Source organism: Geomonas ferrireducens, from assembly GCF_004917065.1.
Lineage (GTDB): Bacteria > Desulfobacterota > Desulfuromonadia > Geobacterales > Geobacteraceae > Geomonas > Geomonas ferrireducens.
In genome coordinates this window covers 690,890-715,358 of the sequence record NZ_SSYA01000003.1, presented here as the reverse complement: position 1 = coordinate 715,358, position 24,469 = coordinate 690,890, and the positions used below count along the sequence as shown (strand labels likewise).

The window sequence follows — 24,469 nt, the reverse complement described above, 5'->3', positions numbered from 1 at the left end:
TTGTTAATTTGCCCTATTGCTGGAAACAGTGGAAATGATTTGACGAAACTTTCCGTTGGCTGTACGGGGAATTGCATCAACGTATTCTATTTCAAACTGGATTACGTCACCCAAATAATTTCTGAGGTCACTGAGGAGCTTCTTTTCATGCTCATCTTTGAACTCAGGACTCCGCACGACCTTAACTTTGACTGAGGAAATATTTTCCTGTATGAACTGCGCTTCTTCTATGAACCAGCTGTCTTTGAAAATGAAATCTAAACGTCCAGCCTGTCGGCCATCAGGGGTAATAATGTAGGACTCTATACGGCCATCGATTTTCTCAACCACGGGCGATTTGCGACCACACGGGCAAGTAAAGTTTTCAGACGAGATAGTAGCGAGATCGCCTGTTTCGTAACGGATCAACGGCATGGCGTCATTCCAGAAGCCGGTGCAAACAATCCTTCTTACGTTTGGTATATCCTCTTTCAAAGGAAGAAATTCTATGTGGCCGAATTCCATATCAACGTGATAGTTGCCATGTTCACACTCGCTTATATTTCCGCATTGTTCGCTTGCTCCGTATTGATCCGTGATCCGCCCACCGAATGCCTCCTTCATTGCCCGGCGCTGGTGCGGCAAAAGCGTTTCAGCCCCAAGGACAGTCACATCAGGAGGATTTGGCAAGGTGATGCCATTATCCAACATATATTTTGCGACAAGATAGACAGCAGAAGGATAGCCCGAGTAGTATTTCACTTTCCTCTTTTGGAGATAATCTAAAAGAGCAGGCATATTTTGCTTCGTCATGTGGTGGATTGACACATATGTCTGGTGCATTGGAATGTTACGGCGCCAAAAGGGCGGATTCATGTTGCTTAAAGGAATTACATTCCTTCCGGCAAAAACAATGAAATCATCATTTATGTCCAATCCGAATCTGCGACGGTGCCGCCACCAAACAGCCCATTGACGAGGTTGCGTGCCTTTATCTGCGAAAAGTTGTAGGGCTTTACCTGTTGTACCTCCCGTATGGCCTTCAACCATCTGCTTTTTGGGTACAGAGTTGGAAAGCAACTGGTCACCGTATTCACGGACCATATCCTTGGATAGGAGGGGAAGTTGGACAAGATCAGCGGTCTTGGTAATATCCGATGGGATCAATCGGTTTTCGTCCATTACACGACGATAATATGGCACTGTATCATAAGCATGTTTAATTACCCGCGCCACTTGGCGGTCCTGATATGCCTGCAACTCAGCAAGGGTGAGCCATTCGGATTCACAAAGACTTTTCAACGAGTCGTGAAAGGTCCTGTCATATCTGTCCCGTTTAATTTTCAAACCAGCCAATGAACACGCGAGATTCTGAAGGCAAACTGGAAGCTGGCTATATAAATTAAAGGCATTCGAAGTCATTACAATTCGACCTATTAGTTGTTTCGCTTTTGTCTAATAAAGCTGTTATCGGTGTTTTCCTTCGCCATGATACGAGGTGGAGGGAGGACAACTGTACTGTTTGAGGGTATATCCTGTGTGACAACGCAATTTGCACCTATCCGGACATTGTCACCAATTTTTATATTCCCGATAATTTTTGCCCCGGCTCCGATGTAACAATTATTGCCAATAGTAGGAGCACCAGGCCTTTTAGAGTCTTTAAGTGTATTTGAACCAATCGTGACGTGATGGAATATTACACATGACTTTCCTATCGTGGCTGAATCAGAGATAAAAATTCCAAACAAACTATGAGGGAGGATTGGTAGTTCATCAAAAATTGCATTATACCCCACGTAAGCGCAAAACTTGAGACTTAACTTATTGTACCTTCGAAGATAGAAAAATTTTAAAAATGTGTTTTTTGTTGTTCTGCATCTTTCTTTCGCTATCCAAAAAGCAGTCTCATCATAGCCAGACAAAATTGAGTGAAATAAACGTTTTAAATTCATCTATAAGCAATTCCTTTCCGATCCGATTTAAATGGCTAAACAGTCGATATAACATTTAAGCAATGGCTGATAACAATTATCTGTTTTTGTTTTTTTCACTTGTGCATTGAAGTACTTATAGTCGGTCAGTAATGACAAAATAGAGGTATGAAGTGAATGGACATCGCCTGTTTTGAAAATTATACACCCATCAGGCCTGGGAACAGCGTCGGAAGCAATGACGGGAATTCCCAAATCAAGGCATTCGCGTATACTGAGAGAATCACCGTCAGACATAGTGGGGCGTATAAATGCCTTGCATCTCAGATATATGGGCAATGCTGAACCAAAATTTTCAAGAATTAACCAGTGATGATCAAGTCCCATTTTTTGACGAAGACCAAAAACTTCATCGCGAGCAGCCGGGTCAAGTGTTTGCGAGATAAAGGAGATAAGACCAGCGGTTGAAACCGTCTCCCTCAGTTTAAGAAGAGCCTCAGCCATTAAGTCAAAACGATAAAGATCAAGTCCTTGGTATTTATTACCAAAAGTTCCCTGGGAGGCAAAGCAGACAGAGTGCTCTAGTAAAAATTCTTCAATACGATCTGAAATCGGTTGAGAAATAAACTCAGAGGGTGTAGGAGGCAAGTACGCTGGCATTTGCAATATTTTGTCACTAGAGGAAACGAGTTGGCAAGCCCTTGTGTAACAGTTGGAATTAATAGTGATAATTCTAGTTGCTCTACGCAGGACAAAACGCAATACGGTCTTCAATGGAAAAGATCCATTCTCACAAGTTAAGAGGTTTCCTTCACCATGCAATGTGTAAATCGCTTTGCGGTTCAGGAGTGCGGAAACTAAACCAATTAAAATTACCAGCAAAGGATTACTGGCATGGCAATGGACAACGCTGTAACGCCTAGCGATAAGCGCCCATGTCAAACGGAAAAGATTATTGCAGTTGATAAAATTTGAATTCGAACTTCCCGATAGATCGCAAAATTGAAAAGGAAAACCGGCCATTTTCAAATATTCAGTAAGACGATAGAGATGAACGGATACGCCTCCATATGGCGGAGGAACGCGGCCAACTATTAATAACTTCGGTGAAGAATTCATAAAAGAACCCACAATTATATAAATTACACGTTGGCAGAAGTCTTCTGCAGCAGTTCCTTAAAAGCTCTTTTCGCTTGCCTGTTAACATAATGAAACATCCACCTATCAGCACAGTGCTGCCTAAGTGATTTAGTTATTAACGTTTTATCAGACGCAATGTCTTTAATATAAGAAAGAACAGAAGAATAATCAATGTCATCTAGATTCAGAACACAACCATGTGTCGCTTTAGCGTCATCGAAAATCGCTTTGAGTGCATGAGTCGTCAATACAGGCACACCATTAGAAATATAATCTAAGTATTTCAGGGGAAAAGCTGCAGCATTGACGGGGCCCTCTTCTCGAAATAGGATTCCGACATCAAAAGCTTGAACATATTTATATACTTGGTCAGGAGTAGTACTCCGAACTACAGCATTTGATATTCCATTTTCTGACAGCATATCCAAAGCTTTTTGGGAGTCGAAAGTGAGTATTAAAAATAGGACGTTTGGATCAAGTTCTTGAAGCTTCTTTACGAAGTGAAGTGCCGCAGGGAAACACTGCCATCTCGACAACCCACCACAGTAGCCAATTGTAGGTGATGTATTGGACTCGATCGCCCAAAGTTTCTTGGATTCAGAAGTCAAAGGAGGCAGTGCGCTAATAGCATTGGGAATGACTATATATTTATTTTTTTGAGGCAGTCGGTTAGCATCTTTCAGGTAATCCAACATGCTTTGGGTCGGCAACAAAACAATATCTGATATTTCGAGTCCAAGATGCTCAAGTAAGAGTAAGATGCATCTGCGAAGATTGCTATTGCGTCTTAAAAATGACTCTTCTGGAATTAGGCCCTGATACCAAAAAACAATGTTCGCTTTTTTCCGAAAAAAGACATGAAGCAGATATAACTTAGCTCCAGTTATTACACTCGAAATGAATAAAATCGTCGGATTATATTTTTTAATAGAATTACGACCGCTGTTCCTATCTGCAAATGCGCCAGTGATGTGATCATCTAAAAACTTTTGTAACAAAGGAGTACAGTCCTTAGTGCAAAATATAACTTTCGCATTCAAGCTCAAGAATTCTTTGGCTTGTGCAATAAAAAACCGGTGAAGGTATGGTCTATCTAAAATAGTTACATCTTCTAGAAACACAACCACAGGTTTTGGTGCGATTTCAGATTCAACATTGGGCATGGGAAAGATCCGTTTTATCGTTCGAAGATGCACTTGGGAGAGTGCGATTGCCAAAGACTTTCGCTCCCATGAAATACCAGAAGGGGGCAAGTAGAATTGGAGTGTACCTTGTGGAAGGTAAAAATGTAGATTCTTCAAAAAGGGAGAGGAAAAAAGTAACCCAAAAGTACGATTTAACCCAATCCACTTTTTGCAGGGACTTGCTCAGCAAGGAACGAGTCTGAACTAAAATAAAAATATAAAATATAAGTCCTATGACTCCTGTCGTTGCAAGAGTGTTAAGAAAGGTATTATGCGCGGACCCAATTTGGATCAAAGAGTTGCTCATATTTTCAGACGACAGGCCACCGACCAGATCAAAATTGTCAATCAAACTGTTATTAATATAATAACCAGGTCCGACACCGATAACAGGGTTCTCTTTGAAGATCCTAAAGGCGTCAAGCCATATAATTATTCTTTCTGAATCCTGCAAATTGAATGACCTATAGGCAAAAGCATCCCCTAGCCCCATCTTTAAGAAAAAAATAAAAAAACAAAAACCAAAAAGCATAAAGAAGAAAATATATTTAGTTTTATTATAACTTCCGCTAAATTTCTGCAAAAACATTATGATGGACCCAAGAACTAGTCCTACCAAAGCTGTTCTTGTAACAGACAAGGCAACTGCCATGAAATTGAATGTCATCAGGCAAACAAAGATCAAAAGTGGTCCTTTTGCTGGTAAAGTATTACCTCTTAGAATTCTCTCTAGTAGCAACAAGAAGCAAAAAATAAATAGAAGGCTTTGAGGAGCAAGTGGCCGAAGGTAATGTATCGACTCTAGAGACGCTATGTTTAAAACAGTGTCAGCAATAGCTATTACGCTGATCGATACAATAAATATATTTTCACTCATTTCGAGACGACGATAAGAAAATACACCTAAGTTTAAAAAAAACAACATCTGCACAAGCGGCCATGCTTGTTGGGTTGCAATTTTAAAAGAATCAATGAATCCATTAGGAAATCCGTTAGTGACGGCCCCAAAGAGGCTAGTGATAAATATGAACAAAATAAAACAATATAGATTGTTTTTGTACTTAGTCAGGCAAACTGGTAAATGGCCAATAGCGCCAACACGGCTTGAGGCAAATAAGATGAAGCCCAAAATAGTAAGGCAATCCAGAAGAATAACATGGGCCCCTGTCATTTTAATTTTAAAGAGCTCCGGAAGTATGAGAAAATATGAAACGAACACAGCCCAGGCGATGACTGCCAAGGGAAACACCAGTCGCCCCCCCGATCTAGTACTATTGTAAGCAAGTGGTAACATAAGTTAGAGTTGTGCAAGCCGCGTGAGGGATTGTAAGAATTTCTTTATCCTCAGACGTTTACTGTCGCGAAAATAGATCATGTCGTCAAGGTCAAGCGATAGAATGTGTTGTTTATCGAGAAGAATGTCATTGTACGCAACAATCCACTTCTTCATTACAATTTCTGCGAGGTACATGTCGCAGATCTTTTTATATCCATTATCAGAAAGATCCTCGCGAAGTTTCTGGTTTTTATAAAGTTCAAACATCATGTCAGAATAGGAGGTAAAAGAGACTCTAGAGGGCACCACTTCCCCGACTGACTCGTATACGATCCTACTGAAGTATCCAATGCTTGAGGTATGATAAGGGTGGAATGAGGCTACAATAACAGGGGTCTTGAAAAAGGCAGCTTCAAGAGCCGTGGTCCCCATTCCGACATATACATCCGCGCGCCTATAGAATGCGGATATATCAGTACGATTCCCCATCATGATGATTAGATTGTCATTTTTTCGAATACGTTTGTTAATACGCTGGGATTTACGGTGATACCTGTCAAAGAATGGCCCATCTCCTACGATGAAAAGTCTGGTTTTTTTTGCACCTGCACGGTTTACAAATTGACAATATTCATCCAGCAACACATCTATATAAGCCTTATCTTTAGTCAACCTAGCAATTGCAACAAATACAAAAAGATCATCTGATATTTCCAAGGGAGGATCGTCAGAGTTAAATTCATATGGATCCAATACGATAGGGAGGACACGAGCATCTTTTAGATCAGCACCGGTTCTTGAGGAAATAATATCCCCAATACTTTCGGAGAGAAAAAACAGAAGTCCGCTACGGGAAAGAACCTCGAGCAACCGGATATCATGCTTTGAACCAAACGAATATTCATGAAAAATGTTGAGAAGAAATGGGATCTTACATGCGAAAGCAGCCGCAATACCAACTTCCAAAACTACCGGCGAGTCAATTTCTATGATATCAATCTTGTGGCTAAGAATTGCAGATCCTACCTTAGCAGTTATGAAAAGAATCTCTGAGTGACTAAGGAGGTTGATGTTTTTATCAAGCCCTGGAATATCGACGAAAGGAATATTCAAATCGAGCAGACGTGTCGTATACTCACCACCAGCCGAAATAATCAGCGCTCTATGTCCTTCAGCGATTAGAGCGGATGCCTTTTTTAGGATATATCGCTCGGCACCTCCTGTTATGAACTTGTTTGTAATAAAAAGTATATTCAAAAGAAAACTCGCATTATTTGGCTTAAAAGCAATTGGTTGCTTTTGCCTTCTTCCAAGGAAGGGGTCCGACTGAATTGCATAGACGACGAATAGAGTACACGCCTAAAGCCAATGTGATCAACAAAGACATAGCAAAAAACATAACATTATTCGTATCAGCAAAGCAGTATACTATTATAGAACATAAAACATACATCAACAAAAGCCGTAAATTATATCTAGTGAACCTAAATCTGGTGAGACGGTGAACAATTACCCAGTTAACACAAAAAAGGAGGATGTATGCAACTAAGAACGCTATGCCAGTTATATTTACACCCCATATCCCGAGCCCCATGTAGATGATACTCAAATACGCGAGATTCCATGTAAGTTCTGCAGCAAAGAATAAGGCACTGCGACCGTGAGCGAGCAGAATGAAACCCATCGGCCAGCACGCAACCTTAAAAAGATCTCCGAGGATTTGCCAACGAAGTATGCTTGTAGTCTCATAAAAAGCTTTAGAATATAAGATGGAAATTATCTGTGGAGTGAAGCTTAACATTCCAAGAATAACAGGCCCTGTAAGAAGTAAAGCTACTTCCATCTGCTCATTTACCAGATTGTTAGTCTCACTTGAATCCTTTGCAACCATCGAAAGACGAGGGTAAAAGTCTGTCGCCATGGCGTTGAGTACAAACCCAAGGTAAAGCATAGAAATGCTCCAAGACGCTTGGAAGTGACCTGTGGCTTCAATCCCCATAGTTTGGGACAAATAGGCCCTGACACAAAATTGAACAGAAGCTGTCATTAGCGCTGAGAGCATCAGCACTGTCCCTAACCCTAAGAGTTCCCTTAGCTGCACCAAAACCAGGTTCCAGTTACGACCGATTTTTACTTTCGGAATCTCACTCTTGTTATAAAACCACCAGGAGGCTGTCAGGGTTGCTAAATTACCTCCAACAAGCGCTGCTATTACTCCGTTAGTTTTCCAAAGCAAAACAGCAATACAAGCTATGGGCAATCCAAGTAGAGCCCCTGTCACATTGATCCTGGCGAGGTCACCCAGTTTTCTTAAACCGTTTAACAAAGATATCTGTGCATTGGATACATTCGTAGCTAAGACTCCAAGGCCTAGCCAAGCAACTACAGCACCATAACCGCTCTTACCTATTGCAAGAACAGACACCTGTTCGCGGAACACAATGAGGGAGATAGCTCCAACCAAGCCAAATACAAAAGAAGATATTCTGACCGCCGTACAAGTAATGCTCAGCTTTTCGTTGTCGTTTTCGCTAACTGCGGCAGCAATATGGCGGACCCCACTACCGTTAATACCCATCCCTGAAATGGTTGCTACAACTGAAATTATAGACAAGTAAAGCCCCACAAGACCTAAGCCAGCTGGTCCTATAATAAGAGCTAAAACTTTGTTTTTCACAACCCCGGTAAGGATGACAACAAACGAACTGCTACCCATTATTGCTGATGCTCTAATTATATGGGTTGCAGACTTATTAGTTCTTACCTTCATTTATATACCTAATAATTTTTGCGGGATTTCCACCAGCCACGCAATTAGGAGGGATACTTCGCGTAACTACGGCTTGAGACGCTATAATGGAATTCTCACCAATGCAGACTCCTTTTTGAACGATTACCCGGCTACCAAACCAAACATTTTTCCCTATAACAACAGGTAAAGAAATACCTTTGCTCGTTCGTCTTTGTAGGGGATCTATGCCATGGAAATCAGAATCCATGATAAGTACGCAGTCACCTATAAGGCAATCGTCTCCAATAGAGATTCTATCATTGGCAATGATTGAAACGTTATTGGAAAAAGCCACTCTGTTCCCAATTTCTACAACTGCTTTTGGTTCTCTGGCTTGCAACAGGATTTCGCCATTCCCCAACCTAGGCGCAGGCTTACAGCCTAACAAAACCCCGCTCCCAACAAAAACCTTCCCACTTCCGTCACAGCGAACCGGAACTACTGGCCGTATATCGCTGCCGAGGACTAAAAGTCTCTTTAAAGAAGCGGTTGACAACTGCAACCGCAGAAAGTTGTACCTGTGACACAATACGGATATTGCAGATATCATTATTCGGAAGAACATATTTGATCCTGAAAACGTAAAACCCGTAAAAGTTTAGGCGAAACTAGAAAAGGCATTTTCGACATAACCAACGCAATTATCATCAAGGTGAGGGCCCATGGGAAGACTTAGCACAGTAGCCGCAAGATCCTCAGCAATTGGGTAACAACGTTCTCGATAACCTTGTCCTGAATAGGCGCTAGAGCGGTGGGGAGGAACGGGATAATGAATAAGCGTACCTACACCTTTAGATGTCAGATAATCTTGTAAGCTGTCCCGCCGCGGATGACGAACGACAAAAAGATGCCAGACAGGTTCGGCCCACTCGGCCACAAAAGGTAAAATGAGGTCGGGGACTCCCTCTAGAGTTCTCATATACAGAGATGCAAGAGCCTGACGACGACCATTCCATTCATCGAGTTTTTTTAATTTAACACGAAGTAACGCAGCCTGTAACTCATCGAGACGTGAGTTAAAGCCTATGACATCATTGTGGTATTTGACTCTGGAACCGTAATTGCGAAGAACCCTGACCCGATCTGATACTTCAGGATCGCTAGTAGTTACAGCGCCACCATCGCCTACAGCTCCCAGGTTTTTGCCGGGGTAAAAACTGAATGCAGCAGCGTCACCAAGACTGCCGGCTCTGCGCCCTTTGTAAAGAGCACCGTGAGCTTGAGCACAGTCTTCTATCACCTTTAATCCATTTTTATGGGCAATAACATTTATCGCATCCATGTCCGCTGTTTGGCCATAGAGATGAACTACGATGATGGCTTTGGTCTTGTTAGTAATCGCTCTCTCTATTAATGCGGCATCTATATTATACGTCCGTGCTTCAGGCTCGACCGGAACAGGCGTAGCACCGACATGGGTAACAGAGAGCCACGTTGCAATATAAGTGTTTGAAGGGACTATCACTTCATCGCCAGCCCCAATTCCGTAAGCACGTAATATCAAATGCAATGCGTCAAGTCCGTTCCCAACACCCACACAATGTTCTGCACCGCAATAGGATGCAAATTCATTTTCAAACGCTGCTACTTCATTCCCTAAGACATACCATCCTGAGGTCATCACGCGATTAAAAGCTAAATCAAGATCATTTTTCAGCTCAATATAAGGTGATTTAAGGTCTAGAAAAGGAACTTTCATCTGGTACCCACCGCCTTTAGAAATTCATCGTAGTCCCTGATGTAATCTTCATTTGAATAAACATCTGATGCTAGAACCAACAGGATAGCGTCAGACGAATATTTATATTGTACCCCCCATACCATCGGTGGGATACGCAGAGCTGTTCCAGGAGAATCGAGAATATATTCTTCACGGCAGGAACCGTCATCAACCATGACAGTACAAGATCCGTTGACGCATAACAAAAATTGGTCGAGGGTTTTATGCGCATGTTCTCCCCGGATCTCCTTGCTCGGAACCCCATAAACAAGAAAAAACCTTTTAGGGATAAAAGGCAAAAACTGCCCATATTCGGCATAGGATAAATTCCCACGCATATCAGGTATTACCGGCAATCTAAGAAATTCAACACCCGGAATATCAGATTGACGAACTTCCCCTTGGAGAAATGATTTATCTTGCTTATTATCGACAACCATAGTTGTCGTAACATATCCAATGATTCTTGCGGGGTTACCAGCAACGATCGCGTTGGGCGGAACGTTCTTCGTAACAACAGCTCCAGCGCCAACCATGGCTTTTTTGCCAATAGTGACTCCAGCAAGGATTGTGGCATTCGCGCCAACCGAAGCCCCTTCAAGAACGAAAGTTTTTGAAAATTCCTCAGGATACTTCTTGCTACGAGGAAATAAATCATTTGTAAAAGTGGCATTCGGGCCTATAAAGACATCATCAGCAATTCTCACTCCGTCCCAAACCTGTACACCACATTTGATAGTGACCCTATTACCAATGATGACGTCATTTTCTATGAAAACATGATCACATATATTACACTCTTCACCAACTACTGCATTTGACAGAACGTGCGCAAAAGCCCATATTCTCGAATTACGACCAATATTATGCGATTCTACAATTGATTGCGGATGCTTATAGAACTTCATTTAAAACCTCCTATAACCACCTCAGCTGCCGCAGAAAAGGCTTAGACGGAAGAGTCTGCCGCCTTCGGAACAAGCAACGTCTGCAGGTTGTCACTATTCACAGCATGAAGGGCCGGGGACATCTACAATATTGCCTGAATTAAACCGTCTAAGCCGACCTAATACTTAAGTGATTTTGTTGCAAGCATGGGAGCAGTATGAAGGCCAATGTACCCTACCCCCACTACAGCCTTTTTTAGCAACGTTATATGACGGAACTCTCCGCAGCTGTGTGTTTTTTTCACTCTAAGCAAACTTGCAAAGTTTTCAAAATCCTCTCTGCAGCACGACCATCTCCATATGGGTTGTGAGCCTTTGACATCTTTTCGTATGCTGAAGTGTCACGAAGAAGGGTATTAGCTGCTGCAACGATCGCACTTCTATCAGTTCCGACGAGCAAAACTGTGCCCGCTTGGACGGCTTCAGGTCTTTCCGTCGTTTCTCGCATCACCAACACAGGCTTTCCTAAAGATGGTGCTTCCTCCTGTACTCCGCCTGAATCTGTGAGAATCAGGTATGCACGATCCATTAAATAAACGAAAGGAAGATAATCAAGAGGCCCAATGAGGTGAACGTTTTTCAAAAGTCTCGCACTTAAAAGACGTTTAACTGGTTCTTGAACATTCGGATTCAAATGGACTGGATAGACCACCTCTACGTCAGGATTAATGCTAGCGATATCTTCGATGGCACCGCAGATATTTTCGAATCCTTGGCCAAAGTTTTCCCGCCTGTGTCCAGTGACCAAAATTAGTTTTTTCCCGGGGCACAAAAAAGAGAACCTCTCACTTAAAACTGTATAAAGTTTTTGATCTTTTTTTATTTTATCTAAAACTCGATATAGAGAATCGATTACAGTGTTTCCCGTTACGAAGACATCCTGCTCTGCTACACCTTCCTTTAAAAGATTCTGACGAGCAACTACTGTAGGAGCAAAATGGATGTCACTGACAGCCCCTGCAATGCGCCTGTTCATTTCTTCTGGAAAGGGAGCTAATTTGTTGCCGGTTCGCAGGCCAGCCTCTACATGACCGACTTTTATATGTGCATAAAATGCGGCAATGCAAGAAGCCATTGCAGTGGAGGTATCACCATGCACAAGTACTATATCTGGAACTTCCTTAAGAAGGATTGGCTTCAGGCCCTGCAATACATGGCAAGTTATGTCTGTAAGATCCTGCCCAGGTTTCATTATGTCGAGATCGTAGTCTGGGATAATGTCAAAAAGGTCTAAAACTTGGTCTAGCATTTGGCGATGTTGTGCTGTTACGCACACAATGCTCTTAAATATCTCAGGATCATTTTCCAAACCTTTAATAACAGGTGCCATTTTTATGGCTTCTGGACGGGTACCAAACACTGACAGAACTTTAACCATGCTTCTCTACCTACCTCTACTGTGAAAAATTGTGTGTATTTTCAAACTATTTTTTTCAATGGGGAGGGAAGGTATTTTTTAAGCTCATCAAGAAGTTTGCGGTCTTCATGGCTCAATTGTCCTTTGCATTCGAGCAAAAAAGCAAAAATGACCATGAACAATCCAGTCATACATGCTGCAACAATTACTATTAAGCCGCGCCTTGGCTTGCTTTTCACCTCTGGCACCTTCGCGGACTGCAACAGTTGAAACGGAGCGACATCTTTCGCCTCATTCAGCTTTGTCATCTCATACTGTTTGGTAAGTAGTTCCACCAAAGTTTCTTGGACTTTAAATTCCCGCATGAGGCGTATATACTCCTGCCCCAACTGCGGCATGGCCCCAACACCGGGCAAGGAACCTTCTGATTTGCTTCCTTCAAGTTGTGAAATCTGCCGCCGCAGATTGGCGATGGTGGCCTTGGCAGCCTTCACCTCTTGGCTTTCATTTGTAAGTTGCTGCCGCATGGTTCCAAGCTGTACTTCCTGTGCGGCCAATTGTGCTCGTAGCACAGCCACCCCTTCCAGTGTCGCCTTTGCCTGATCAGGGATAGCCACAGCCTTATTTCTGGTTTGGAAAGTTTTAAGCGCATCCTCCGCCACGGTCAAATCACTCCTTGCTTTGGCTAAACGTTCTTCCAGAAAAAGGCGATTAGCTCCAGCGCCGGTCATAGCAAGTTTTGCGGTCAACTTCCCGAGTTCCTCCACATAGGCGTTAGCAATATCAGCGGCTAGTTTGGGTCTTTCATTACTCACCGCAATGGTGATGATGCCATCTTTTTTGCCTGCACGAATATCCGTACTAGCACGTAGGGCAGAATAAGCTTTGGCGCGGAATTTGGCTTTATACAGGTCCATTAACTTGAATCGATCGATTATTGGATCCTGTATCACTTCGCTATTCATCATAGTCACGTATTGATCAGTTTTTGTTGTTCCTCCGAGTCCTCCGCCAGCAAGTGCAGCTAAGCCGCCCATCTGGGCCATCATTGCACTCATCATACCGCCACTATTATCTTCTACGGGCAGGATCATAGCCTTGGCCGTGTACATGTTCGGTATGAACAGCGTGGCAATAGCAGTGATCACGACAACAATCAATGGAACTACTACTATCATCTTCCAATGTTTAGCTAAGACAATAAGTAGCTTAAGCAGATTGATTTCATCAGTAATATCTACATCGGGCTTATCAGTGTTCAATATCTAGTTCCTCTTATGAGTTAAAAGCTAAGCCACCTAACAGGAGAAATTTAATAAAGATCAAAGCTCTTCTTGGGTCGAACATATTAACTAACATTGTCCCAACTGATACAAGTGTCCAGCCCTCAAGCCCTGCCCCCCGCCAGCAGGGACAAGGATAATCAATCCTGATGCACGCTTTGCCCTTATTTCCCTGCGGCGATGGCCACGCCGGCGGTCATGGCTACGTTACCAAGGATCTGGGTTATATCTTTCACGGTTCTGAGCCACGCGGTCTTCTCGTACTGACGCGGCACGATGATAGTGTCGCCGGAATCAAGCGGCTTGCCCCAGAAGGAATTGTAGAACAGGAACCTGCCGGAGTTAGCCTGGCTCACGACGGTACCGTTCACCTTGACGACGTAGATCTCGCCGGTATCGGCATCACCGGTCGGTCCGCCCACCTGGTGCAGGTACCATTCGACGTCACGCCCTTGCTGACTAACCACTGTGCTCTGGTTGTAGACGTTGCCGATCACGTTGACGCCGCCGGGGTCGCTGGGCACGGTGAGTTGGTCCCCACCCTGCAGTTCTAGGTCGTAGGGTCCGCCCTTCAGTTCCTCCAGCGAGGCGACCTCCATCAGCACGCGCCCCTCGGCCTTCTTGGTCTTAAGGATCTCCACGCTGCGCGTGAGCCCATCAAGTGTCGTCTTGGCAGCGGAAACCTCCTCTGCCGACGCTGCGGTTTGCGCCATGTTGGTCTGCAGGTGGATGATGTCTTCCTGGGCCTTCTGCAGCGCTTCATCCATGCGTTGCTGCTGCAGTTTCCTGACGTTCTCCCTGGTGAACTTGGTCCCTTTGAGATAGGCGAGGTTTGAGAATCCGCCAGCCCTGGCGATAACGGAGGAGAGACGTTCCCCTTTGTAGATCGGGTAGGTCCCGGGGAAGACGAATTCGCCGCTCAGAGTGACGTAGCGGTCGGTGGCATCCGCCCAATTGGGGATGCGCCTTACGGTAAGCTCGTCCAAGGGCTGCAGTTTGATGTTTGCGTCCCCTCCCTTGAGGGCCGCTTCGAGATCGACGGGCAGGACAACGGTGACGACGCGCGAGTCGGCACGCTTAACCCTCACAATCTCTGCGTTTTTGAGGTAAGCGCTCAATTTCACGTTGCCGGCCTGCATGAGCAGGTCGCGCACGGTCATGTTCTCAAGATAGCGGTACTGCCCCGGCCTAAGCACCTCCCCGCTTACCTGGACGAAGGGGACTTCCTCCATCTCGGTACGAGAGAAGATCTTCACGCGGTCGAATTCCTTCAGTTCAAGGTCGTAATCGGGCTCACCGTTGAGCGCGCGGGTCACGTTGAAGAAGACGATCTCAGGGTGCAGGTCGGGGGGGAACAGCCGGGTGATCTGTCCGGCGGCGGCGTGATATTCGGGCAACAGGTTATCGCCCTTAAGAAGAGCGCTGACACGCATGCCTGGTTTTAGTGCGTAATCGCCGGGGCGCAGCACGTGCCCTTCGAGCCGCGCGTACCCGCGCAGGACGGTGTCGATGGACAGAACCTTGACCAAGTCCAGATCCTGCAGCTTTATGCCGGCTGTCGCGTCCTCAACGCTCTTGCCGGGCTCGAGGCTTATCTCGGTCACCATCTTCTTGTCATGCGCCTGTACCCGGTACATCTGGAGCCGCTGCAGGTAACCGGTGGCGTTGATCCCGCCACAAAGCCCAAGCAGATCCTTCAGGCTGCTTTCTCCCTTGAGCTCGTAGATGCCAGGGCGGCGGACGTTACCGGCGACGCCCGCCACCTTGCCGATCACCGGGACCAACACGGTGTCGCCCGGCTGCAGTCGAATGGCCTTGCCCTGGTCCCCCTTCAGGAAGAAGTCGTAGAGGTCGACGGTTTCGACGACGTTGCCGTTTCTGTTGATCTTGATATTCCTGAGGCTACCGTTTTTGGTCGGGCCACCAGCCGCCGCCAACGCGTTGATGATGGTGGAGAGCGAGCTCACGTTATACTCGCCCGGTGCGGCTACTTCGCCTACGATGTAGACCTTGATGACCCTGAGCCGCCCCATGTTGACGTTGACATGGAAGTCCTTGAAGATGCGCGCGAGCGTGTTCTTCAGCACACCGGGCACCTGGCCGAAGGTCTGCCCCGCCACCTTTACCGCCCCTACCTTGGGAAGCACTATCTCGCCGCTGCGGTTCACCTCGAGCTCCCAGGTCCCATCGATACTCCCCCAAAGGGTGATAAGGAGCCGGTCGCCGGGGCCGACGATGTAGTCGGGGCCGACGGGAATATCCATCTGCGCGGAGAGAGGATCATTCGTTTCGGGACGGAAGAAGTTGTAGCCGAACTGAGTAAGGGTGGTGCCTCCGTAAGGCTGTGAAAGGGAGTTCTCCGCGGTGACCGGGTCCTCACCCATCGCTTTTTCCAGCGCGGAAGGTTCTGCGGGGACCACCGGCTGCTGGACGGCCTGCTGAAGAGGTTGTCTTCCCTGTTCCTGGTCGTATTGCTGGGGCTGCTTGTTCAAGCCTGCAGGAAATTGATTACTGTTTTGACCCTGGAGGCCGTACTGGGCGCCGGGTTGCCCCGGTACCGCTGCTTGCACGTTTGCCTGCCCAGGGACGGACGACTGCCCCCGCACCGTTCCCGCGTTCTGACCGGCAGGTTGAGCCTGCCCGGAAATCGGCTTGGCGCCGTAGGTCTGCATCTGAAGATTGGGCTGGGGCTGAGCGTATGGCTGCATCTGCCCGGTCGTCTGTTGCTGGGACGGATATGGAGAATAGGAGGTCGCGGCGTTTTGATCCGTCTGTGCGGGGATCGTGAAGTAACTGGAGGTGGCCGGTGCAGTGGCCGGTGCGGGCGCGGTTGCCGAGGTGCCGGAGTAGTACGTAGTCCCCTGAGAGGTGCTGTCGTAGATACTTGCGGAATATGAAGTGGTGACAGTGAGCAGGAATAGCGCAGCGGCGAACAGCAGTATTTTTTTCATGCCTTCGAAAACCTCGTAAGAGTAGCTTGGCGCGGAAGGTACAACGGACAGAAAGGTGGGTATCCCTACATCGACGCCGACAGCTTGAGTGTGCTAACGTTTAATGGTCCTGGGACGGGGACGACCGATCAGAATCGACTAATGATCAGACGTTACGGTATAGCACTTCTACGGAGCTATGTAAATTCAAAAAACCCTTGTGAGTATGGAATCAGACTCAACTAAATGCCGGCACAACCTCAGCAGATTTCATGCCACAACGGCTTTCTTATGGAGCAAGAAATCTATTTCACACGATCAGCATCTGTCATAAGAGTTAATCCCATGTGATTCCCACACAATAGACGAGCGGCAGCTATTGTCTCAACAAAATCTAAAATGGAGCAGAGACTTTCATCGGCGCCCAGAAGCCACTTGACAGTGGATCAGATATGTAAGTGTGTCAAAAACAAAAAAGGAATGTCTGAATATTGACATTCCTTTTCCTGTTCTTATTTTGGTCTTGTCGATCTAAATTTGCGTCACATCAGACATAGTACCTTGAAGTGACGGCATCCCACGTCCCCTGGGCCTTCAGGATGAGATCGCACACCTCGCGCACCGCCCCCCAGCCACCGCGGTTCTTGGCGACGAATTGGGCGAAGGGAAGTACCTCGGGCACCGCGTCGGCGGGGGCCGCTGCGAAGCCTACCCTCTTCAGGAGCGGGATGTCGATGACGTCGTCCCCCATGAAGGCGACTTCCTCGTCGGACACCCCGGTTGCCTCCAGCATCTGGCGGTACGGGACCAGTTTGTCCAGCGACTTCTGGTACACCTGGCCGATTCCGAGCTCGACAGCGCGGTTGTACACCACCTGGGACTCACGCCCGGAGATGATGCCTACTTCTATGCCGGAGCGCTGCAGCATCTTGATGCCATGGCCGTCTTTTACGTTGAAGAACTTGCTCTCCACGCCGTTGGAGTCGAAGATGATGCGCCCGTCGGTAAGGACGCCGTCGACGTCGAGGATAAGCAGCTTGATCTTTTTCAGTCTGTCTTCCATGAGAACCTCGCAAAACCTTCGTCACGCAAAGGCGCAAAAAATCAAAAGCAAAACAATTTTAACAGGGATGAAGGGGATAAAAGGGATAAAACCAAACAGAATCTGGTCACGCAAAGACGCAAAGTCGCAAAGTAAATCTTAAAATCGAGAAGCTTTTTGGGGTTAAACCAAAATCTTTTGTTTGTGCTGCTTGTCTTTGCGCCTTTGCGGCTTTGCGTGAGAAAAGGTTTTAAGCCTTATCCCCTGTATCCCCTTCATCCCTGTTCGAATCGGTTTTTATGCTATCCCGGCCTTCAGAAGATCGTGCAGGTGCACGATGCCCAAGGGCTTGGTGTCTTCGTCGTCGGCAAACACGAAAAGGGAGGTGATGGAGTACTGCTCCATCTGCTGCAACGCACGGGCCGCCAGTTCGTCGCGACGGATCCGCTTGGGCCCTACCTTCATCAGGTCGGACGCGGGAAGGTTGATGATGTCGAGCCCTTTGCTGAGGGCACGACGCAGATCCCCGTCGGTGATGACACCGATCAGCGCACCGTCGGCTGAGGTGACACCGGTGATACCCAGCCCCTTGGAGGTGATGGTGAAGAGCGCCTCGCGCATCAGCGTGTCGGCGGCGACAAGCGGAAGCCCTTCGCCGGAATGCATGATGTCTTCTACTTTCAAAAGGAGTCTGCGCCCAAGCGCCCCGCCGGGATGGAACATGGCGAAGTCTTCGGCCCGGAAACCGCGGCTCACCAGCAGCGCTACGGCAATGGCGTCCCCCATGGCGAGGGTAACGGTGGTGGATGCGGTGGGCGCGAGCCCCAGCGGGCAGGCTTCTTCCTTCACGGAGATGTCGAGGAAGATATCGCCGCTTTTGGCGAGGGTGGAGTTGGGGTTGCCGGCCATGGCGATGAGCGACGCACCCAGGCGCTTGATGATCGGGAGGATGCGCACCACCTCGTCGGTTTCACCGGAGTTGGAGATGGCGATTACCACGTCCCCCTTCATGATCATGCCGAGGTCGCCGTGAATCCCTTCCGCGGGGTGCAGGAAGAAGGCGGGGGTTCCGGTGGAGGCCATGGTGGAGGCGATTTTCTGGCCGATGAGGCCGGACTTGCCCATACCGGTGACGACGACGCGCCCCTGGGTGTTGAGTATCATCTGCACGGCCTGCTCAAAGGCCTGGTCGATGGAGGACTCGAGGTTCAAAAGCGCCTCTGCCTCGACGCGGATCACCCTTTTTGCTTCTTCTAAAATCAAAATGGACTCCTTAAGCTAAAACCAAAACCTTGAGAGCAATTTAACAGGTTAAACCTTCAAACCTGCTCACGCAAAGACGCAAAATCGCAAAGAAAACCTGAAAGCAAATCGTTTAACAGGGATAAAACCTAGAGACAAAAGATTTTGGTTTAACCCAAAAGTCTTGTCTTTCTTTGCGCCTTTGCATCTTTGCGTGAGAAAAAGGTTTTAAGCCTTTATCCCCTGCATCCCCTTCATCCCTGTTTGAATAGGTTCTGCTTTGCCGGTTTTACTGTTTCACGATGGCGTCGATCGCCTTCAGTTTCTTCAGAAGCACCGGGAGGTCGTCGAGACGCACGGAGTTCGGCCCGTCGCAAAGGGCCTGCTCGGGCTCCTCATGCACTTCCATGAAAACGCCGTCCACACCGGCGGCTACCGCGGCGCGGGAGAGAAACTCCACGTACTCGCGCTGACCACCGGACGAGGTCCCCTCTCCTCCCGGAAGCTGGACGCTGTGGGTGGCATCGAAAATGACCGGGAAACCGGTGGAACGCATGATCGGGAAGCTGCGCATGTCGACGACGAGGTTGTTGTAGCCAAAGGAAGCGCCGCGTTCGGTGAGGATGATGTTGTCGTTGTCGCAAGAGCGAAGCTTGCCGACGACGTTTTTCATGTCCCACGGGGCGAGAAACTGCCCTTTCTTGACGTTGATCACCTTGCCGGTCTTCGCCGCGGCGACCAGGAGGTCGGTCTGACGGCAGAGAAAGGCGGGGATCTGCAGCACGTCGAGGACGTCCGCGGCCGGTTCCACCTGTTCTATGGAATGGATATCGGAAAGCACCGGAACGCCGAGCGATTCCTTCACCTTGGCGAGTATCCTGAGACCTTCGGTCATGCCGGGGCCGCGGAAGGCGGTGACCGAGGTGCGGTTCGCCTTGTCGTAGGAGGCTTTGAAGATGAGTGGGATGTCTACGCCGTTGCAGATGCTCATGAGCCGTTCGGCGTGGCGCAGCGTCGCGGCTTCGTTCTCGATGACGCACGGGCCGGCTACCAGCACGAGCGGCCTGCTGCCACCTATCTTGATGTTACCTACAGCGATCTCACGAGTCATAACTTCTCCTGTATCTCAAACCCAAAAACGATGCCACGCAAAGACACAAAGCCCTAAAGAAAGTCAAAGCCAAACCATTTTAACAGGGATGAAGGGGATAAACGGGATAAAAACGAAACAAAGACGCAAAAAATCTCTGTCACGCAAAGACGCAAAGTCGCAAAGAAAACCTTAAACAGATAGACAAAATCAATTAACAGGGATGAAGGGGATGAAAGGGATAAAACCTTAAGACGAAAAGATTTTGGGTTAACCCCAAGTATTGTCTTTCTTTGCGTCTTTGCGTCTTTGCGTGAGAAAAAGCTTTTATGCTTTTATCCCCTGTATCCCCTTCATCCCTGTTCGAATCGGTTTTGTTTTAGTTTTTGTTTTACCCTTTGCGTGCCCTGGTGGCGCCGATGAAGGCCTTGAAGAGCGGGTGCGGGTTGAGCGGCTTGGACTTGAATTCCGGGTGGAACTGGCACCCCAGGAACCACGGATGGTCGGGCAGCTCGATGATCTCCACCAGGTTCCCTTCCTTGTAGATGCCGGAGATGATCATCCCCTTCTCCTCGAGTGCGGCCCGGAAGGTGTTGTTGAACTCGTAACGATGACGGTGCCGCTCGGAGATCTCGGTGGCGCCGTAGGCCTTCTGCGCGAAGGTCCCCTTGACGAGAGAGCAGGGATACGCGCCAAGACGCATGGTGCCCCCCTTCTTGTCGACCCCCTTCTGCTCTTCCATAAGGTGGATCACCGGGCTCTTGCACGCCGGCTTGAACTCGCTGGAGAAGGCTTCGGGAAGCCCGCAGACGTTACGCCCGAACTCGACGGCGGCCATCTGCATGCCGAGGCAGATACCGAAGAAGGGAACCTTGTTGACGCGGGCGTACTCGATCGCCCTGATCTTCCCTTCGGTGCCGCGCTCGCCGAAGCCGCCCGGAACGAGGATGCCGTCCACGCCGGCCAGGAACTTGTCCGCCCCCTCTTCCTCGATCTTCTCGGAGTCGAGGTAGACCAGGTTTACGCGGCAGTCGTTGGCGATGCCGCCGTGGGTGAGCGCTTCGGAGAGCGACTTGTAGGATTCCTTCAGGTCGACGTACTTGCCGACCACGGCGATGCTGACCTCGCCGCAGGCGGGGTTGGTGAGCTTGGAAACCACCTGCTGCCAGTGCGACAGGTCCGGCGCCTTGGTCCAGATGTTGAGCTTCTCAACGACCTGGTCGTCCAGCCCCTCGAGGTTCAGCGCGAGCGGCACGGCGTAGATGTGCTCGGCGTCGCGGGAGGTGATGACCGCCTTTTCCTCGACGTTGCAGAAAAGAGCGATCTTCGCCTTCATGTCCTGGGGAAGTTCCTGCTCGCAGCGGCACAAGAGGATGTCCGGCTGGATGCCGATCTCGCGCAGCTCCTTGACCGAGTGCTGGGTCGGTTTGGTCTTCAGCTCGCCGGCGGTCCTGATGTAGGGGACCAGGGTCACGTGCAGGTAAAGGACGTTGCCGGGGCCGCGGTCGCTTTTCAGTTGTCGGATCGCTTCGAGGAAGGGAAGCGATTCGATGTCGCCCACGGTGCCGCCGATCTCGACGATGGCGATGTCGTTACCCTTCGCGTTTTCGAGGATGTTGGCCTTGATCTGGTCGGTGATGTGCGGGATGACCTGGACGGTGCCCCCCAGGTAGTCGCCGCGGCGCTCCTTCTCGATGACCGAGAAGTAGACCTGACCCGTGGTGAAGTTGCTCTTTTTGGAGAGCTTGCTGGAGGTGTAGCGCTCGTAGTGACCGAGGTCGAGGTCGGTCTCGGCGCCGTCGTCGGTTACGAAGACCTCGCCGTGCTGGAACGGCGACATGGTGCCGGGGTCGACGTTGATGTACGGATCGAGCTTCTGGATGGTGACCCGAAGGCCCCTCGCCTCGAGCAGAGCGCCCAAAGAAGCGGCGGCGAGTCCCTTACCTATGGAGGAGACAACGCCGCCGGTTACAAAGATGAATTTTGTCTTCACTGAAAAAACCTCCGAATGGAAACCGTTCAACGTTCAGCGTTCAACGTTCAGCGTGACTCCCGGTAAAATGAATGGGAGCTGCCTGACGGAACCTGAAGCGCGAACTTGATACAAAAACGTTCAAGGTTCAACGTTCGACGTTCAACGAGACGTCCCATGAAAATACAAGCGACGTGACGGAACCCAAAGCGCTGAAACGATGTAGATAAAGAAATATAGGCCGTTAAAAACGTTGAACGCTGAACGCTGAACGTTGAACGTCAGTTAGCCTTTAAGTTTGGCCAGCACCTTCTCGAGGTCGGCGGGGGTGTCCACACCTATCGACTCGAACTCGGTCTCGACGACCTTGATGCGATAACCGTTTTCCAATACGCGCAACTGCTCGAGCTTCTCGGCCATCTCCAGGTAGCTCGGCGGAAGCGCCGCGAACACCGGGAGAAACTCCCTGCGATAGACGTAGAGGCCTACGTGCTTGTAGCACAGAAGCTTCCCGCAGCAAAAGGCGTCGTCCTTGAGATCGTTCCACTTGTCCCGGAAAAAAGGAAGCGGCGAACGCGAGAAATAGAGCACGTTCCCCTTCGGATCGGAAACCACCTTCACCACGTTCGGAGAAAGGAAGTCGTGCAGGGTCCTGATCCGGCATTTGAGGGTAGCCATCGGGATCGTGGCATCCTCGAGCATCGGCTCGATGGCCTGGTCGATCATCGCCGGATCGATGAGGGGTTCGTCCCCCTGCACGTTCACAATGATGTCGGCATCAAGCCTTCCCGCCACCTCGGCCAGACGGTCCGTCCCGGTCTCGTGCTCAACCGAGGTCATCTCCACCCTGCCGCCGAAGTTCCGCACCGCGGAGGCGATACGCTCGTCGTCGGTCGCGACGATCACCTCGGAAATGAGCTTCGCCTTGGAGGCGCGCTCATATACATGCTGCACCATGGGCCGCCCCATGATGTCCGCCAATGCCTTACCTTCAAAACGCGTAGAAGCATACCTGGCGGGAATTACCGCGGTTATTTTCATTTGGCGTCTCAATACGGACCGAACCGGCGTGGCCGGGCATCAAGTCCTGGTTGCGGTTTTGTTGTGGTGATTTGTACTGGCTGGCTTGCTGCTTGTAGCCGGTGGAGCGCAGCCTGAACTGCCGGCTCCGTCCCTTTGTCTGGCGGGACGAAACAAGTTACATCAAAAGAAAGGTGCGTGTCAAGGAGTGAATCAGAGGGAAGTACTAAGCTTATCGGCCCACGAGAAGGTCTCAAGCTGTGCGGTGAGAAGCTGATCGAGGGAGAGCTCGCAGATCTCCAGCTGCTCGTTGACCGCGGGGAAATCTGCCTGTTCCAGAAGCTCGGCAAGCAAAAGCAGCGCACCAAGATCACCGTCTTTATGCAGCAGCGCACTCTTCACGCTGTCCACCAGGTTGAGCTTCCCGATGAGCTCCGCCATGGAATCTTCGAAAAGTACGTCTATGAGTGAAAGAATCCCTACCATGAAGGCCTGGTCGGCAATTTCGCCTGCGGCACGGCCGTGCGAGGCCAGCATGAGGAGTTCCATGAGCTTGCCGCGGGTCGCCGCCATCTCGAGCAGCGGACTCTGCACGCCGTTACTGTCGTTGTTTGCGTAAAGGGCGAGGGTGATCCAGCGCTTCAGCTGTTCGAGGCCGAGGACGGTGAGGGCGTGGCGCAGCGTCTTGATGCGTACGCGTAGCCCCATGGCGACCGAGTTGACCAGGCGCAAAAGGTTGTAGGTGAGCCCGGGGTTCTGCTTGAAGGTCTCCTCGATCTCGGACCACTCGGCGTCGGCCATCACCTGCTTCATGAGCTGCATCATGGTGATCTTGCCGATGTCGATCTTGTTCTGTCTCAAGACCACCGGGCGCGCGAAGTAGTATCCCTGGAACAGGTCGAAACCGAGCTGGGAGCAGAACTTGTAGTGTTCCGCGTTTTCCACCTTTTCGGCCAAGAGGGTGAGCGGCCAGTTCCTGAACTTGGCGACCATCTCCGCGAGTGACGTATCGGGGGTCTCCAGGACGTCCACCTTCACGATATCTATGAGGTGGTAGATGTCGTGAAAGCTCTCCGAGTAGACGTGGTCGTCGAGTGCGAGGGTGAAACCGAGTGATTTGAGGGTGCGGCAGCGTTCGAAGACTTCCGCGTCGGCGACGATGGTCTCTAAGAGTTCGATGACCACGCGGTCTTTCGGGAGAAGCTCCAGCGCATCGCTCATGAGCATTTCGCGGGTGACGTTGAAAAAGCCCTTGTGGCGCCCCAGTACCTCCTGGAAGCCGAACTCGGAGAGGGAGTTCACGATGACGCTCGCGCTAGCCATCTGCAGGTCGGAGACGTTGGCCGCGTAGAGGCTCTCCGGAGAGCGGAAAAGCAGTTCGAATCCAACGATCTGCTGCGTCCGGTCCAGTATCGGCTGGCGCCCGAGAAAGAACTTTTCGTCAATCATGTGAACACCCCAAAAACACGTTCAACGTTCAACGTTCAGCGTTCAAGCAACCTTGTCACTTTGCTTCAACACCACCTTGACTGCGGCGTCGTCAACAGGCCGTAAAGAAAACG

At 49.1% G+C, this 24,469-nt stretch carries 19 protein-coding genes; all 19 read right to left on the bottom strand.

The window, feature by feature from the left end:
• Positions 1-3: 3 nt before the first annotated feature.
• On the bottom strand, positions 4-1,401 hold the full coding sequence (locus E8L22_RS18955; protein ID WP_136526673.1) for a phenylacetate--CoA ligase family protein: 1,398 nt from the start codon (positions 1,399-1,401) through the stop codon (positions 4-6).
• Between the two features lie 14 nt (positions 1,402-1,415).
• On the bottom strand, positions 1,416-1,934 hold the full coding sequence (locus tag E8L22_RS21995; protein ID WP_136526672.1) for a DapH/DapD/GlmU-related protein: 519 nt from the start codon (positions 1,932-1,934) through the stop codon (positions 1,416-1,418).
• A 27-nt stretch (positions 1,935-1,961) separates the two neighbouring features.
• Positions 1,962-3,032: a glycosyltransferase family protein gene (locus tag E8L22_RS18945; RefSeq protein WP_136526671.1), complete on the bottom strand. Its 1,071-nt coding sequence runs from the start codon at positions 3,030-3,032 to the stop codon at positions 1,962-1,964.
• Positions 3,033-3,055: 23 nt separating this feature from the next.
• Positions 3,056-4,216, bottom strand: a complete 1,161-nt coding sequence (locus tag E8L22_RS18940; protein WP_136526670.1) for a glycosyltransferase family protein — start codon at positions 4,214-4,216, stop codon at positions 3,056-3,058.
• Positions 4,203-5,477 (bottom strand): O-antigen ligase family protein, encoded by a 1,275-nt coding sequence (locus tag E8L22_RS18935; RefSeq protein WP_162604875.1) that lies wholly within the window; start codon positions 5,475-5,477, stop codon positions 4,203-4,205. The genes E8L22_RS18940 and E8L22_RS18935 overlap by 14 nt, the downstream gene beginning before the upstream one ends.
• Positions 5,478-5,534: 57 nt before the next feature.
• The gene (locus tag E8L22_RS18930; RefSeq protein ID WP_136526668.1) at positions 5,535-6,770 is read right to left on the bottom strand and encodes a glycosyltransferase family 4 protein; all 1,236 of its coding nucleotides are present in this window, start codon (positions 6,768-6,770) and stop codon (positions 5,535-5,537) included.
• A gap of 22 nt (positions 6,771-6,792) precedes the next feature.
• Complete coding sequence (locus tag E8L22_RS18925; RefSeq protein WP_136526667.1) at positions 6,793-8,283, bottom strand: O-antigen translocase; 1,491 nt, start codon at positions 8,281-8,283, stop codon at positions 6,793-6,795.
• Positions 8,267-8,512: a DapH/DapD/GlmU-related protein gene (locus E8L22_RS22045; RefSeq protein WP_407925362.1), complete on the bottom strand. Its 246-nt coding sequence runs from the start codon at positions 8,510-8,512 to the stop codon at positions 8,267-8,269. The genes E8L22_RS18925 and E8L22_RS22045 overlap by 17 nt, the downstream gene beginning before the upstream one ends.
• A 390-nt stretch (positions 8,513-8,902) precedes the next feature.
• Positions 8,903-10,003 carry a DegT/DnrJ/EryC1/StrS family aminotransferase gene (locus E8L22_RS18915; protein ID WP_136526665.1) on the bottom strand — a complete coding sequence of 367 codons (1,101 nt, stop codon included), beginning with the start codon at positions 10,001-10,003 and terminating at the stop codon, positions 8,903-8,905.
• Positions 10,000-10,932 carry a WxcM-like domain-containing protein gene (locus tag E8L22_RS21930; protein ID WP_136526664.1) on the bottom strand — a complete coding sequence of 311 codons (933 nt, stop codon included), beginning with the start codon at positions 10,930-10,932 and terminating at the stop codon, positions 10,000-10,002. The genes E8L22_RS18915 and E8L22_RS21930 overlap by 4 nt, the downstream gene beginning before the upstream one ends.
• A gap of 280 nt (positions 10,933-11,212) precedes the next feature.
• Positions 11,213-12,349, bottom strand: a complete 1,137-nt coding sequence (wecB, locus tag E8L22_RS18905; RefSeq protein ID WP_136526663.1) for a non-hydrolyzing UDP-N-acetylglucosamine 2-epimerase — start codon at positions 12,347-12,349, stop codon at positions 11,213-11,215.
• Between the two features lie 41 nt (positions 12,350-12,390).
• Positions 12,391-13,590, bottom strand: a complete 1,200-nt coding sequence (locus E8L22_RS18900) for a GumC family protein (protein ID WP_246044787.1) — start codon at positions 13,588-13,590, stop codon at positions 12,391-12,393.
• Between the two features lie 185 nt (positions 13,591-13,775).
• On the bottom strand, positions 13,776-16,562 hold the full coding sequence (locus E8L22_RS18895) for an SLBB domain-containing protein (protein ID WP_136526662.1): 2,787 nt from the start codon (positions 16,560-16,562) through the stop codon (positions 13,776-13,778).
• Positions 16,563-17,088: 526 nt separating this feature from the next.
• Positions 17,089-17,604, bottom strand: a complete 516-nt coding sequence (locus tag E8L22_RS18890; RefSeq protein WP_136526661.1) for a KdsC family phosphatase — start codon at positions 17,602-17,604, stop codon at positions 17,089-17,091.
• Positions 17,605-17,880: 276 nt separating this feature from the next.
• On the bottom strand, positions 17,881-18,846 hold the full coding sequence (locus E8L22_RS18885) for a KpsF/GutQ family sugar-phosphate isomerase (protein WP_136526660.1): 966 nt from the start codon (positions 18,844-18,846) through the stop codon (positions 17,881-17,883).
• Positions 18,847-19,114: 268 nt separating this feature from the next.
• On the bottom strand, positions 19,115-19,936 hold the full coding sequence (kdsA, locus tag E8L22_RS18880) for a 3-deoxy-8-phosphooctulonate synthase (protein ID WP_136526659.1): 822 nt from the start codon (positions 19,934-19,936) through the stop codon (positions 19,115-19,117).
• A 370-nt stretch (positions 19,937-20,306) separates the two neighbouring features.
• Positions 20,307-21,908 (bottom strand): CTP synthase, encoded by a 1,602-nt coding sequence (locus E8L22_RS18875; RefSeq protein WP_136526658.1) that lies wholly within the window; start codon positions 21,906-21,908, stop codon positions 20,307-20,309.
• Between the two features lie 264 nt (positions 21,909-22,172).
• Positions 22,173-22,928, bottom strand: coding sequence for a 3-deoxy-manno-octulosonate cytidylyltransferase (gene kdsB / locus E8L22_RS18870; protein ID WP_136526657.1), 756 nt, complete (start codon positions 22,926-22,928; stop codon positions 22,173-22,175).
• A 192-nt stretch (positions 22,929-23,120) separates the two neighbouring features.
• Positions 23,121-24,356 (bottom strand): EAL and HDOD domain-containing protein, encoded by a 1,236-nt coding sequence (locus E8L22_RS18865; RefSeq protein ID WP_136526656.1) that lies wholly within the window; start codon positions 24,354-24,356, stop codon positions 23,121-23,123.
• Positions 24,357-24,469 lie beyond the last annotated feature (113 nt).